This is a genomic window from Paenibacillus sp. sgz302148, from assembly GCF_056120465.1.
Genome location: NZ_JBVYOJ010000007.1, coordinates 100,158 through 114,649 on the forward strand (window position 1 = coordinate 100,158; position 14,492 = coordinate 114,649).

General features: G+C 50.9%; 8 protein-coding genes. 7 read left to right on the plus strand and 1 reads right to left on the minus strand.

Annotated elements, in window-relative coordinates:
• Positions 1-19: 19 nt before the first annotated feature.
• From AC0LWM_RS12030 to AC0LWM_RS12055, 6 genes are all read left to right on the plus strand, one after another.
• Positions 20-2,074, plus strand: coding sequence for a YIP1 family protein (locus tag AC0LWM_RS12030; protein WP_474675404.1), 2,055 nt, complete (start codon positions 20-22; stop codon positions 2,072-2,074).
• Positions 2,075-2,077: 3 nt separating this feature from the next.
• Positions 2,078-4,666: a DUF5696 domain-containing protein gene (locus AC0LWM_RS12035; protein WP_474675185.1), complete on the plus strand. Its 2,589-nt coding sequence runs from the start codon at positions 2,078-2,080 to the stop codon at positions 4,664-4,666.
• Positions 4,667-4,672: 6 nt separating this feature from the next.
• Positions 4,673-5,575 (plus strand): carbohydrate ABC transporter permease, encoded by a 903-nt coding sequence (locus AC0LWM_RS12040; protein WP_474675186.1) that lies wholly within the window; start codon positions 4,673-4,675, stop codon positions 5,573-5,575.
• 17 nt (positions 5,576-5,592) lie between these two features.
• On the plus strand, positions 5,593-6,582 hold the full coding sequence (locus tag AC0LWM_RS12045; protein WP_474675187.1) for a carbohydrate ABC transporter permease: 990 nt from the start codon (positions 5,593-5,595) through the stop codon (positions 6,580-6,582).
• A gap of 120 nt (positions 6,583-6,702) precedes the next feature.
• A complete protein-coding gene (locus AC0LWM_RS12050; protein ID WP_474675188.1) occupies positions 6,703-9,012 on the plus strand; it encodes a DUF4855 domain-containing protein in 2,310 nt (769 codons plus the stop codon).
• 424 nt (positions 9,013-9,436) lie between these two features.
• On the plus strand, positions 9,437-10,849 hold the full coding sequence (locus tag AC0LWM_RS12055; RefSeq protein ID WP_474675189.1) for an ABC transporter substrate-binding protein: 1,413 nt from the start codon (positions 9,437-9,439) through the stop codon (positions 10,847-10,849).
• A gap of 198 nt (positions 10,850-11,047) precedes the next feature.
• Here the strand turns inward: AC0LWM_RS12055 and AC0LWM_RS12060 are convergent, their stop codons facing one another.
• Complete coding sequence (locus tag AC0LWM_RS12060; RefSeq protein ID WP_474675190.1) at positions 11,048-12,241, minus strand: acyl-CoA dehydrogenase family protein; 1,194 nt, start codon at positions 12,239-12,241, stop codon at positions 11,048-11,050.
• A gap of 665 nt (positions 12,242-12,906) precedes the next feature.
• On the opposite strand from AC0LWM_RS12060, the gene AC0LWM_RS12065 reads away from it, so the two are divergent.
• Positions 12,907-14,367, plus strand: coding sequence for an ABC transporter substrate-binding protein (locus AC0LWM_RS12065; protein WP_474675191.1), 1,461 nt, complete (start codon positions 12,907-12,909; stop codon positions 14,365-14,367).
• Positions 14,368-14,492 lie beyond the last annotated feature (125 nt).

A 14,492-nucleotide genomic window follows, 5' to 3' on the forward strand; every position in this document is an offset into this window, starting at 1 on the left:
AAGCCCGATTTTGAACGCGATGCGGAAAATTATCATCCTGTTCCTGCTCTTGCTCTCGGCGGCTGGGCCTGTACCCTCTGCTTACAGCGCGCCGTACGCGGGATACAATTACGATTTTGACGGAGAACCGAAACTTGCGCCCGTTCCTTATATGCCGGCCAAGCGGGTGGACGGGAAGCAGCTTGGCGTTGGTTCTTTCCAGTCGCCGGAAGACTTCGTTGTCGCGGATGACGGCAATATATACATCCTGGATACGGGAAACAACCGCATTGTTTGTTTGGATGCGGATTGGAACGTACGGCGAACGATCGCAAATTTCGTTAACGGCGGCAAGGACGATGCGTTCCTCGAGCCGCAGGGCTTGTTCGTCGATCGAAAAAACCATATTTATGTCGCGGACACGGGTCATAAGCGCATTGTTGAGTTGACCGGGGACGGCGAATTCGTGAGGGAAATCGGCAAGCCGGAATCCGACGTGCTGCGGAGCAATTTCACCTATATGCCGATCAAGGTTGCGGCCGATAAAGCCGGGCGGCTGTATGTCGTCAGCAAAGGCGTGTTCGACGGCCTGATCGGATTCGGCAAAGACGGCAAGTTTACCGGTTTTATCGGCAAAAACCCGGTCAAGTACGATCCGGTCGAGCTGTTCTGGAAGCAGCTTGCGACCAAGGAGCAGCGCAAACGGATGGATTTGTTCATCCCGGTCGAATTCAACAATGTGGATATCGACCAGAACGGGTTTATTTATACGACGACGGCGGAAGCATTTAATCCGGAACCGGTTCGCCGTCTCAATCCTTCCGGCGTCAACGTGCTGCGGTCGAACGGCTATCACCCGCCGATGGGGGATTTGCGCATGACTCGTGCCGGCAATACGCCGGGATCGTCCGCCATCGTCAGCGTTGCCGTCGAAACGAACGGCATCTATAGCGTTCTGGACAGTAAGCGCGGACGGATATTCACGTACGACAAGGACGGCAATTTGATGTATCAGTTCGGGCAGCTGGGCGAACAGATCGGCACGTTCAAAGCGCCCGTCGAAATCGATACGATCGGCGATCAGCTGGTCGTGCTCGACAAAGGCTTGAACCAGCTTACCGTGTTTGAACCTACGCGGTACGGCACAACGATCCGCCAAGCGGTCATCGAAAGCGATCTTGGCCGGGAGGATGGGTCGGAGGCCGCGTGGAACGACGCACTGAAGCTAAACCGGAACCTGGAGATGTCGCATGTCGGGATCGGCAAGGTACATTTGAGCGGCAGCGAATATAAGGCGGCGATGGCCGATTTTCAGCTCGGCATGCAGCGCGGGTATTATTCGAAGGCGTTCGGTTATTACCGCAAGGACTGGATGTGGAACCATTTCGGAACGATATCGACCGTAGTTATCGGATGCATCGTGCTGTTCGCCGTCGTTTATCGGGTTGTGAGTCGGAGAATGTCCGGCGAGCCGGGTACGCTTCGCTTTGCGATGTACACGACGATCCATCCGTTCAAAGGGTTCTGGGAGCTGAAAAACGAGCAGAAGGGCAAGCTGTGGGTCGCGGCCTTGCTCCTGCTGCTGCTCGCCGTCACGTCCATCTTGAAGCAGCAGTTTACCGGATTTGTTCTTAATCCGAATACGACGGCCGACGTGAACAGCCTGGAGGAAATCACCTTTGTGCTGCTGCCGTTCGTTCTATGGTGCGTCGCCAACTGGTCGCTGACGACGCTGATGGACGGGGAGGGGAAATTTAAGGAAATCGTTATTGCAACGGGTTATTCCCTCATACCGCTGTTCATCACCCAATTGCTGCTTATCGTATTCTCGCGAATGATTACGATTCAGGAAGTTTCGTTTTATCGGCTGATCGAGTCGGTTGGCGTGATCTGGTTCGTCGGCTTGCTGTTCGTCGGCATGATGACGGTTCATCAATACAACGTCGGGAAAACGATCGCGACGTTGCTGCTCACGCTTGTCGTTATTGGCGTTATCGTGTTTATCGGCCTGCTGCTCTATAGTTTGTCCCAGCAGATCCTGTTGTTTTTCTCCACGGTGTATCAGGAAATCATGTTCAGATTGGAGGAGGGATGACGCATGACAACATCCGGAAAGCGCTTCAAGACGATTGCGGCAGCGTCCCTATTGCTCGTCTTGGTTGTATCGGCGGTGTTTGCATTCGTTCGAAGCGGGGGAATCGGCGGCAGTGTGACAACCGCCGCGCAGGAATCCAGCCAGGCTCCGGAGGAATATACGGGAGCCGGCCAAACCGTCCCGGTTTCGCTAAACCTTCCGCTATCGGCGGAATCGCGACGGATGCTGGACGGCATGGAGCCGGTGCTCGCAAGCGAATCGCTCCAGCTGTACGTGGATCGGAAAACCGCCGAAATTGCCGTTCTCGATAAACGGAACGGGAAAGTATGGCGGTCGAATCCGCAGGACCGCGAGAAGGATTCACTGGCAACGCCCTATGTCAAAGGAAAATTGTCGTCGCAGCTGTCGCTCGTCTATTTGGCCGGCAACGGGCAAACGAAGGAATTCGATAGCTTCAACGATAGCGTCCAGTACAATCAGTTCGAAATCAAACCTGAAGACGGCGGCGTTCTGGTGACGTATCATTTCGGCAAAGACGTCAAAGGAATTGAATCCATACCTGCGTCAATAAACAAACAGCGGTTCGAGGAGAAGCTGCTTGGCAAGCTAACGGAGCAAAAAGACAAGCGGGAGCTTCAGTCTCGGTATAAGCTAAGCGAGGACGGTACGACCTATATACGAAGGGATTTGCCGACGGCCGCGATTACGAAGCTGATCGCGATCCTGGAGAAAGTCGGCTATACGGAAGAGGATCTGGCTTTCGACAATAAGGAAAACGGCATCGATGGCGGCGTCGGAGCCGGGAACGCCAAATTTACCGCAGCCGTTCGTTATGCGCTCGACGGCGATGAGCTGCTCGCTTCCGTCGATACGAAGAATATCGAGGAAAGCCGAGCGTACCGGATTCATGCGATCAGCTTGCTCGAATACTTCGGAGCCGCGGGGAAGAAGGAAGATGGCTACATGTTCGTTCCCGACGGTTCCGGCGCGCTGATTCGGCTGAACAACGGCAGGGTGCTGTCCCAACCGGTTGTCGTCCCGATTTACGGAGAGGACGGGTCGATTGTCAAGGATGACAAGCCGTTTACGGCCGAAACGAACCGGATGCCGGTATTCGGCATGAAGAAGGGAGACGAGGCGTACTTCGCCGTCATCGAACAAGGGGACGCTCTCGCTCAGCTGACAGCGGATATTGGCGGCAAGCAGCACGAGTACAACAGCATCGCCGCCAAATTTACGATTTTGCCGAAAGACAAGTTAAGGCTGAACGAACGGGAAGAGCTCGTAAGGACGCCAAGCGAGCCGTACCGGGGGAAGCTGCAAATCCGCTATTCGTTTTTGTACGAAGACAAAGCGAATTATTCCGGCATGGCCGCTTATTACAGAGGGTATCTGGAGCATAAATACGGCTTGAAAAAGCTGGAATCGCAAGGAGACGCACCGTTTTATATGGAGCTGATCGGAACGATCCCAAAAACGAAAAGCTTCCTCGGCATTCCTTACGAGGCTCAGGTGCCGTTAAGCGATTTCGCTCAAAGCTCGAAGCTGGTCGACGAACTGGACGGCAAGCAGGTACGCAACATTCGGCTCCTTTATAGCGGATGGTTTAACGGCGGCGTTCGCCATGAGCTGCCTTCTCGCATTCGGATGAACGGCGAGCTCGGCAGCCGTGAACAATGGCAGTCGCTCGTCGAACGGGTCAAACGAACGGGAGGCGCACTATACCCGGACGTCGCTTTCCTCGAAGTTTATCAGGATGGATCCGGGTTTGATCCGTCGGAAGACGCGGCGCAATTTTTAACGCGCAAAATCGCCAAAGTGTACGACTACGATCCGGTTACGTTCCGGAAAAACCGAATGCTCTTTTCGCATTTCAATTTGTCGCCGAGCAAGCTCGATGCCGTGATCGACGGGTTTTTGCACGATTATGGCAAGCTTGGGATGGACGCCGTATCGCTGCGCGACCTCGGGTCGGACATTCATTCGGATTTCCGCTTGTCCCAGACGATAAACAGACAGGAAGCGAAATGGATCAACGAAAAGGAGCTGGAGCGAATCCAGAAGGCGGCTCCCGATCTGATGGTAAACGGCGGAAACGCTTTTTCGCTGAAATACGCCAAACATCTCGTGAACCTGCCGCAAACGAGCAGCATGTTCCAGATCGCCGACGAATCGGTGCCGTTCGCCCAAATGGTGCTGCACGGTTATGTCGAATATGCCGGCAAACCGTACAATTACGCCGACGACCAGGACTTGCGCACAAATGTGCTGCGATCGCTGGAAACGGGGTCCAACGTGTATTACCGCTGGATTTGCGCGGACCCATCCGAGTTGAACGAAACGGATTCCGAGGATTTATATGCCATTTATTACAAGGCATGGTTTGATGAAGCCGTGAAGGCCTACGAAGAAGTAAACGCCGTTTTGCGGCAGGTTCGCGGACAAACGATCGTCGCTCATGAAAAGCTGGGGCAGGACGTCTATCGGACGATCTATGAAAACGGCAAATCGGTGACGGTGAATTACGGAAAAAAAGCCGTATCGATCGGCGGCATCACCGTTGGCGCCGAGTCTTACGCAGTGGGGGGATAGTCAGTCATGATCAAAATAAGACGAATGACATTGGAGCGGCGAAGGGCCGTGTACGGCGTGTTGTTTATTTTGCCGTGGCTCCTCGGTTTCATGCTGCTAATGGCCGTGCCGCTCTTTCAATCGGTGCGGTACAGCCTCAGCAAGCTTTCGCTTGGTGACGACGGACTTGTGCTCGATTTTGTCGGCTTGTCCAATTTTTTGGACGCTTTTTATGTCGACCCGTGGTTTAACCGCATTTTGACGAACGCGGTGACGTCCATGGCGCTGAACGTGCCGCTCATCATATTTTTCAGCTTGTTTTCGGCTTCGTTGCTATCGCAAAAATTCAGAGGAAGGATGCTGGCCAGAGCGGTGTTTTTCCTGCCGGTCGTCCTCGCTTCCGGCGTCATCGCCAATCTGGACAGCGGCAATTATTTGGGGCAAATCTTAGGCTCGGCAGCAACGGATACGGAAGGCAATTTTTCCGGTTTGAGGGGCTTGGAGCTGCGGCCGCTTCTTGTCCAGTCCGGCATGAATCCGATGATCGCAAGCTACTTGGTCGACGCCGTCGACCGCATTTACCAAATCGTAAAATCGTCGGGCGTGCAAATTTTGATTTTCCTCGCCGGCTTGCAATCAATTCCGCCTACGCTGTACGAAGCGGGCAAAATCGAAGGCGCCACCGGCTACGAAATGTTCTGGAAAATTACGTTTCCGATGGTGACCCCGCTCATTTTGACAAATACGGTTTATACGATCGTCGATTCGTTCTATAACAATCAGGTAACCGGCTATATGCACAACATCGCGTTCGGAGAGCTGAAGTTCGGCCTCAGCTCGGCGATGGCATGGATCTATTTTGTCCTCATCGCCATCATTTTGCTCGTGACGACGCGCATCATTTCCAAGCGAGTGTTTTATTACGACTAATGCAAAGGAGGTTGCCTATGCAGATCAAGCAGTTCATGCAGACGAAGCAGCTTCGCCATGCGCAGGCCTCCGCCGCCCGTTGGCTCGACCGGCACCGGCCGGTGGATAAAGGGAAACATTTGCTGTGGGCGATCATTCGTTTCATGCTCGTTTTCGGCATATGTTTTATCATTTTGTTCCCGCTCATCTCGAAATTGTCCGTCGTGTTCAGGGACCGGTTCGATTTTTTCGACCCTACGGTCGTTTGGATTCCGCGTCATTTTACGATGGACAATATCAACATCGCGCTTGAGCTGCTCAATTACGGCAAATCGTTTACGAATTCGGTTCTGCTGACGTTAGGAACGGCACTGCTGCAGACGGTTTCGTGCGCGCTTGCCGGTTACGGGTTCGCCCGGTTGAAGTTTGCGGGTCAAAGCCTGCTGTTCGCCCTTGTCGTTTTTACGATCGTCATTCCGCCCCAAACGATTATGATCCCGACGTACATCCATTTCCGTTTTTTTGACGTATTCGGACTGTACGGGTTGTTTACGGGCAACCGGGGAATCAATTTGCTGGATAGCTTCTGGCCGTTCTTCATTTCGTCGGCGACGGCAATGGGAATGAAAAACGGGCTGTATATTTTCATATTCCGGCAATTTTTCCGCTCACTGCCGAAGGAGCTTGAGGAAGCTACTTACGTGGACGGAGCGGATATTCCGAAATCGTTCCTGCGCGTCATTTTGCCGAATACGATTCCCGCGCTCGTGACCGTACTGCTCTTCTCGATCGTATGGCAGTGGAACGACAACTATTACGTGAGCTTGTATATGAACAACATCAACGTGCTGTCGTCTATGCTTGGGCTATTGCCGGGCAACATCGGAAGGGTAACGTCGGACCCGTCGTATGTATCGCTTCTCGTCAATACGGGGACGCTGCTTGTCATTGCGCCGATCTTCATCCTGTATTTGTTCGCGCAGAAGTATTTCGTCGAAAGCGTGGAACGGACCGGAGTGGTGGGATAATCGCTGGATTTCCGAAGGGAGGTGATGCATACTCGTCGAGGCAAGCGTCATACGACTAGAGCTCGTTCGGAAACATGAGCGGGTGCCACAGTAACCATCAAACGGAGGTGTTTGACGACTATGTTGTTCAAAAAAATGACTTCGATCCTCATTATCGTACTGCTATTATCCTTAAGCGTCTCGAATGTTTGGGCGGACAAACAGAATGTACAGAATTCGCAAGACGAACAGAATGCACAGAACAAACAAGACGAACAGAATGAACAGGATGAACAAAATGCACAAGATGAACAGAATAAAAAAGATGCACCACCGGCCGTCGAAAGAAACTTGGCCGCCGGCTTGAGTTATACATTCTCCGAACAGCCTACCGTCGATTATCCCGACAGCGGCAATGAACTAACGGACGGCCAATATGGCAGCCTGGAGTTCTGGGATCAACGATGGCAGGGGCATGCCAGGGGGAAGACCCGTTCCGTTATATTCGATCTGGGCGATAACAAATCGGTCAGCCGCATCAAAGCCCATTTCTTGCACGACACCGGACCTGGAATTATGCTTCCGATGACCGTATCCTATTACGCATCGATGGATGGGGAGAACTGGGGTCTGATTTCGCATGTCGGCGCGAAGGCTCCCTTTTGGAAATGGTCGGACCCGAAATTGCATGATTTTATATGGGACGGGTCGATTGACGGACTGCCCGACGGCAATTCCAATAAGATGATGGCGTATGCCCGGTATATTAAAGTGACGTTTACGATGGAAATGTTCGTCTTCATCGACGAGATCGAAATTTGGGGCGTCGACGGCAAAGTCAAAGGCGCCAAAGCATTGCCTAAGGACAAAACGGCGTATTTGAAACCGGGGAAAGCAACAGGCGGCATTCATGATTTGGTGCTCATCCCGAACAGCTATTATCCGGATAACATGGGCGACTGGACGAAGGAGGAGTTTATTCCGTACGTCGGTTATGTCAATGAAGCGGGCGAACCTGTTGATTGGTTTTACGATGGCTTCTTGTTATGTCCGAACTATGCGCCGTCCTACCGCAAATTCGCGACGGATCCGCCGGCGAATAAGGAGGATTGGGAATGGTACGCCGACAAAACGTTTGCCGCAGGCGGAGACCTGGACAATTTGAATGAGGCGGCGAAGGAAGTCGGGGCGAAGCTCGGCCAGCCGAAGCATAAGGTGAAGGTTGTGCTGACGATCCCATATCCGGTTGATTCGCAAACGGATTTCGGCGACATCGACGGCGACGGAATTTCAGAAAATTTCAATACGGCTTCCATCGGCGCCGATGCAGCGTATAACAACAAGTTGAAGACGATTCAATGGCATGTTGACGACCTGATGCGAAAATGGAACGAAAGCCATTTTTCCAACCTGACGCTTAGCGGGTTATATTGGCTGAACGAAAATGTCGATGTCGAAAATCCCCGCGATAAAGACTTGATCCGGGCGACAAGCGATATTGTACATGGGCTGGATTTGAAGTTTTTCTGGATCCCGTATTTCCAGTCGAATTCCGTATTCGAATGGAAGGAGCTCGGTTTTGATGCCGCGGCGTTGCAGCCGAACCATTTCTTCTTCCAGCATGGCGAGTACCGCATTCAAGATACGGCGGAGCTTATCAAGCAATACGGGATGGGCTTTGAAATGGAAACCGACGAGGATATGAACAAAAGCTATGCGCTCCGTCAGAAATATACCGAATATTTGAACGGCGGCGTAGACTACGGTTACATGAACAATACGTTCAAGGCACATTACCAGGGAATTCTGGCCATGTATAAGGCTTCGCAAAGCAAAGACCCGGACGTGCGCGCGAACTACGACTGGATGTACCAGTTCGTCAAGGGGACGTACACGAAGCAGACAGGCGGGCCTGCCGACGGTTCGATAAATTTGGTTAAGGGCATGAGCTATACGATCTCCGCTCCGGCCGAGGCGCATTATCCGGATTCTGGAAATGAACTGACGGACGGATACTACGGCGGAACCGATATGTTCGACTGGAAATGGCAGGGCCATGTGAACAGTGACGGAGCGTCCAGGGACGTCGTATTCGATCTCGGCGCCCAGAAATCGGTTGGCATGGTCCGCGCCGACTTCTTCGAATATGGCGACGCCGCGATTCTGTTCCCGCAGAACATCTCGGTAGCCGTGTCCAATGACGGTCAGCAGTGGACTCCGATCGGTCAAGCGAACACCAAACTTGCTCCGGGGACGTATATGAATACGAGCGGAATGCAAATGTATACCTGGGACGGAAGTAAGGAAGGCATTCCCGGACATTCCGGGGCGACCAAGGCTTATGCAAGGTACGTGAAAGTCACGTTCCCGGTCGAGCGGTTTGTGTTCATCGACGAAATCGAGGTTTATGGTCTTGAAGGCAAAACGGCGGATGCCGTGGAGTTGCCGTAGAGCTTCCATGGAGATTCTGTTGAGCTTCGAGAAACGCGGTGACGATTTTCTGCTTGAGCTGTGGTGAAAATGAACGCTTCATATTGAAGAAACGGCGTCTTGAACCACATTGGTTCTGGCGCCGTTTTTTACTTGCTCGTAAGTGGGGAAAACCGGCTTCGATCGTTCAATTTCAATTTTTTGTTCTAAATTACATGAGTTTTACCGCAAAAGAAGGTTGGGATGATTTTACAAATATATTGTTCGAAATTTATAACGGAGTTCGTGGAACAATTTGTATAATATAGCGGAATAACGGAAGTGCGATTTTGCTGAAAAAAGAGAATAGCCGGCTTAACGGAGGTGATGTAGTTTCTCGGGCTAGGCAGGGTTGCACTTAAATCTCTAATAATTCTAGTACAATGCTGAGAAAGGATTACTACCAATGCACAAATTGAAAGCGTCAACACTTGTATTTGTTTTGATTATCATCTTTATTACCGCATGTTCCGGATCTGGAACAAAGGGATCCGAAGAAGCAGCCAACGAAACGGCAAATCGGGAAACGCCGATAGAACCTGCAAAGCAACAGGAGGCTAAGGATGAGAAGCAGGTAGAAACGGAGGAACCGAAAATCGATTTAGGCGGCAGGGAAATCCGGATCCTTACCGAATCGCGCGCTCTGGGCGCCCCGGTGGAAGGAACGAGATTCGGCGACATGCAGATAGCGAGACAGAAGGAAGTCGAGCAGAAGTATAATGTCAAAATTGTATACGAAGCCCATTCGTGGGGCCAAGTCAGCGAAAAATTAATCGCCGCAGGCCTTTCCGGCGAACCGGTCGCGGAGATCGTCGGGATCGAAAAATATTTGGCCATCCCGCTCATCAATCAAGGGTTGCTGCGTCCGGTCGACGATTTGTTCGATTTTGGCGATCCGAAATGGCCCAAAGGCATTAAAACGTTTGGCGAATGGAATGGCAAAATGTACGGCTTTCTCGGTTCGGTAAACGGCGGTGCAGGAATTTATTACAATAAAACCTTGTTCAAACGTGAAGGCTTGCCCGACCCGCAGCAGTTGGTCAAAGAAGACAAATGGAACTGGGATGCATTCCTCGATATTGCCAAGCGAGCTACCAAAGATACGGACGGCGACGGCACGATCGATCAATGGGGCTTTACGAACTATGCCCCGTTTTTGGCCCGACTTCTTATGTATTCTAACGATGGAGCGTTAATTTCAAACAAAGACGGAATATGGGTATTTACCGGCGATGAGCCGAACGCCATGGAAGCGATGCGTTTCATGAACGATTTGGTCAATACGTACAAAGTGATGATGCCGAATCTTAACGGCAATTTCGACGATTACAACGAATCGCAAAAATTGTTCCATACCGGCAAAGCGGCGATGGTTACCGGGGAACTGCGCGAAGCGGCCGGGCGCGGCGATATGACGGACGAGTTCGGATTCGTTTACTTTCCGAAAGGTCCGAAAGCTAATGCGTATACAAGCTATCTGATCAATTTCCCGGAATACTTCATTCCGGCCAACGCGGAACAGCCGGATGTACTGGCGAAAATTTGGAACGACCTCGTGCTGTGGGATGAAACTCGCAACATTCGCAAAGAGTACAACGAAAAAAATATGCAAAATCCGGAAGACGTAGAAGTTGCGCTGGATATCGCCGATTTTGCATTCCCGGTGCCTTGGGCCGGAATAGGTGAAATTGAAGGGAAGATGGCCGAGGCCGTTTGGGGATTTGTGAAGGACGGCGGGGCGCCGGAATCAGAGATGGAGAAAATCAGTCAGTCGATCCAGAAAGACTTGGACGAAATTTTGAATAGGGCGGCGAAATAAAGGGTTCGATTCAGATTCGGAATATCCCGTAAGAACCGATCCGAAGACGGTTTTTGACTAGGCTCAAAAACCGTCTTTATGCTGAGCTGACCAGTAGCGCCGTGTGCGGGTATTTCCAGCCTTTGAGCCATTTCACATGAAATTAACTGCACGATTGCGTCTTTCCCACAGCCCGACAGCGCCGGACGGCAGGCAGCGCTAGATGCTAGACCGCTCGCGCAGCGCTTCTTGAGCGAGCGTCTTCAAGATGTAATCGTCCATCGGCGGATTGTGCAACCCGGCGCGGACGTCGCGGTACATCCGCTCTAGCGGCAGCGATTTCGACAAGCTGATGCCGCCGACGATGCGCATTGCCTTGTCGACGATTTGCAGCGCGTTGTTGGTGGCGATATATTTGGCCATCCCGAGTTCTGGCCGCAGATCGCCGCGCAGCTCAACTTCCGCATCCCACCGGTTCGCGGCGGTGTATAACATTGCGCGCGCCGTTTTCAGCTCGACCTCAATTTGCCCGATTTGCTGCTGGATGTGAGGTAGTTCGGCGATCGGTCCAGGCAAGCTGCTCGGCCGGTATTTGCTTGCGAAATCGACGGCGAAATCGCGGGCCGCATGGGCGATCCCGATATAACAGGCTGGAATGTGCAGCATCCAGGCATTGGAGTCGTCCTTCTTCGGCAGCGAATTGCCGCTGCTGTCGATCGAATCGATTCTAGACCCTTCCGGAACGAACACGTCGTGCAAAACGACGTCGTGGCTGCCCGTCGAGCGCATGCCGAGCGTGTTCCACGTTTCTTCGACCTCGACCCCTTCGGTACGGTGAACTAAAAAATGCCCGGGCCGATCCTCATCCTCGACCCAAGCCGATACGACAAACTGCGTCAAAATCGGAATCAGCGTGCTGAATGTTTTACGGCCGCTTATTCGCCAGCCTCCTTCTGCACGGACCGCGGTTGTCTCCAATTTACCACCCCGGCTCGGGCTGCCGGTATTTCGCTCGGACGCAAACGTATTGATCATGGCATCGCGCTCGACGACATCCAAGCAATACTGGCGGAAAAGCGGCTCCGGCCAAGATTCCGTGGAACGGTAGTGCATCGTCTGGCCGAGATGCCAGCCGAAGGCCAATGCCGTCGAGCCGTCCCCCATCGCCAGTCTTTCCTGAACGAGGCACAGCTCGTATAGCGAAATTTCGTCCCCGCCGTAGCGTTTCGGTATCGTCAATTTATAAAAGCCGGCTTGCCGGATATCTTCAAAGTTGTCGAACGGGAACGAGCCTTCCGCATCATGCTTGGCCGCCCGCTCGGCGAATAGGCTTGCCAACCGTTCGGCTGCAGCGGCAAGTTTCGCTTCTTTATCGTTTCGAATATATTGATCGATCGATTTCGGTCTTGGCATGGTGTTCCAACCTCTTTCTAAACGGGAATGAATGACTTAGATACAATCCTATACAAAAAGTCGGTATTCCACAACGTTTGGCCGCGTAACTTTTTTGTGACGGATGCGGAGATTTCGTCTGGGCTGCTCATGATTTGTAAGAAAAACAACTCAAACTAAATTATGTTAGAGTTTGCAAGGTGCAAACAAACTGTATCTTGACACAGAAAATAACTTATTTAGATATTTTAGGTGACTTGATTCTTTCCAATGAAAACGCTTACTGTGACTAGGTTTTCCCATATTTTATAGGTTGAAAATGAACCGGAGAAGGCAAATGACGACTGGCGTTTTCTCCCTTTGAGAACTCGATTGGCCATATGAGAACTATTAAAAACCAAATGCGGATGCTACGATTTTGCTACAAACAAGGCAGGTTTGGATGATAGTACAACTTCTTTGAACAATAATTAAATCATCCGACAGAATCACCCTCTATAATAGATAAAGTCGATCCGTTGAATGAGTGTCCTTAATTGCGGCTTCATAAAAAAGAAAATTTCTTTATTTAAATAATCGATAAAGAAAAAAACCAACAGAAACAAGCAACACAATGCAACAAAACACATTAAAGGAGGTGATGCCGCTTCAAATGTAAATGAGGTCAGAGTAAGATTGTTTTCCGATTGGCATCAGCACAACAACTATTTTGGGGAGGTTATCTGTCAATGCGCAAGTTGAAAACGCTCGCATCTATCTTATTAGTGTTTGCTTTCATCTTTGTAACCGCATGCTCCGGATCTGGAACAAAAGATGAATCGAAAGAACCTGCTAAAGATGATACGAAGAAGGAAGAAGTAAAACAAGAAGATCCAAAAACGGAAGAAAAAACACCTGAACCGGAAGAGCCGAAAATCGATCTTGGCGGAAGAGAAATCCGCATCTTGATGGACGACGCTGAACAACGCGGTCTTGGCGGTCCGGTTGCCGGTACGAAATACGGTGATATGCGACTCGAAAGACAAAAAGAAGTTGAGCAAAAATATAATGTCAAAATTGTTTACGAGCCAGTAGGTTATGGACAAGTAAGCGAGAAGCTAGTTGCCGCAGGTCTTTCCGGTGACTCGGTTGCAGACATCGTCGCTTTTGACAAATATTTTGCAATTCCGTTGATCAACAAAGGGCTTCTGCGTCCGGTCGACGACCTGTTCGACTTCAACGATCCAAAATGGCCAAAAGGCATTAAAACGTTCGGCGAGTGGAACGGCAAAATGTACGGGTTCCTGGATACGGTGAATGCCGGAGCAGGCATTTATTACAATAGAACATTGTTTAAGCGCGAAGGATTGCCTGATCCGCATGAGCTGGTCAAACAAGACAAATGGAACTGGGAAACGTTCCTTGATATTGCTAAAAAAGCGACAAAAGATACGGACGGCGACGGTAATATCGATCAATGGGGCATCGCAAACCATGCACCGTTCTTAAGCCGTTTGTTCACGTATTCGAATGATGGATCGTTCATTACCCAAAAAGACGGTAAGTGGGTGTTCAGCGCCGACGAGCCGAATGCGGTTGAAGCATTCCGCTTCATAAATGACATATTTAATACGTACAAAGTTGCAATGCCGAATAAAAACAGCAGTTTCCAAGATTGGACTGATTCCCAAACCGCATTCCATACTGGCAAAGCGGCTATGGTTACCGGCGAGACTTGGGAAGCTGGAGGACGCAAAGACATGACAGATGAATTCGGCTTCGTCTACTTCCCGAAAGGTCCAAAAGCTAAAGATTATGCAAGCTGGCTTGTTAACTATACCGAATATTTCATACCGGCTAACGTGAAGCAACCGGAAGTTGTTGCGAAGATCTGGCAAGAACTCACGCTGTGGGATGAACTTAAAAACATTAAAAAAGAATACAACGAACGCCACTTGCAAAATGCAGACGATGTTGAAGCGGCAGTAAATGCGGGTGACTTCGCATTCCCGGTTCCATGGGCTGGCGTAGGCAGCGTTGAAGGCAAAATTCAAGAAGCCACTTGGGGTTTCTTGAATAAAGGCGGAACGGTAGAATCGGAATTGGAAAAAATCAAACAACCGATTCAAGCCGATCTGGATACGATTTTGAATACTGCAAGTAAATAATGGATTCGGATCTTAACCGTTTCGAATGAATGAAAATCCCCGCCTGCTCATGAAAAGTTGCATTATCGTTTGTTCATGCAGCGTGATGCTCTGGTAATTGAACGGGCGGGGTTTCCTATCGATGC

Excerpts from the sequence above, each read along its gene's own strand:
- AC0LWM_RS12030 (WP_474675404.1), top strand. The coding sequence starts at position 20 with ATGCGGAAAATTATCATCCTGTTCCTGCTCTTGCTCTCGGCGGCTGGG.
- AC0LWM_RS12035 (WP_474675185.1), top strand. The coding sequence starts at position 2,078 with ATGACAACATCCGGAAAGCGCTTCAAGACGATTGCGGCAGCGTCCCTA.
- AC0LWM_RS12040 (WP_474675186.1), top strand. The coding sequence starts at position 4,673 with ATGATCAAAATAAGACGAATGACATTGGAGCGGCGAAGGGCCGTGTAC.
- AC0LWM_RS12045 (WP_474675187.1), top strand. The coding sequence starts at position 5,593 with ATGCAGATCAAGCAGTTCATGCAGACGAAGCAGCTTCGCCATGCGCAG.
- AC0LWM_RS12050 (WP_474675188.1), top strand. The coding sequence starts at position 6,703 with ATGTTGTTCAAAAAAATGACTTCGATCCTCATTATCGTACTGCTATTA.
- AC0LWM_RS12055 (WP_474675189.1), top strand. The coding sequence starts at position 9,437 with ATGCACAAATTGAAAGCGTCAACACTTGTATTTGTTTTGATTATCATC.
- AC0LWM_RS12060 (WP_474675190.1), bottom strand. The coding sequence starts at position 12,241 with ATGCCAAGACCGAAATCGATCGATCAATATATTCGAAACGATAAAGAA.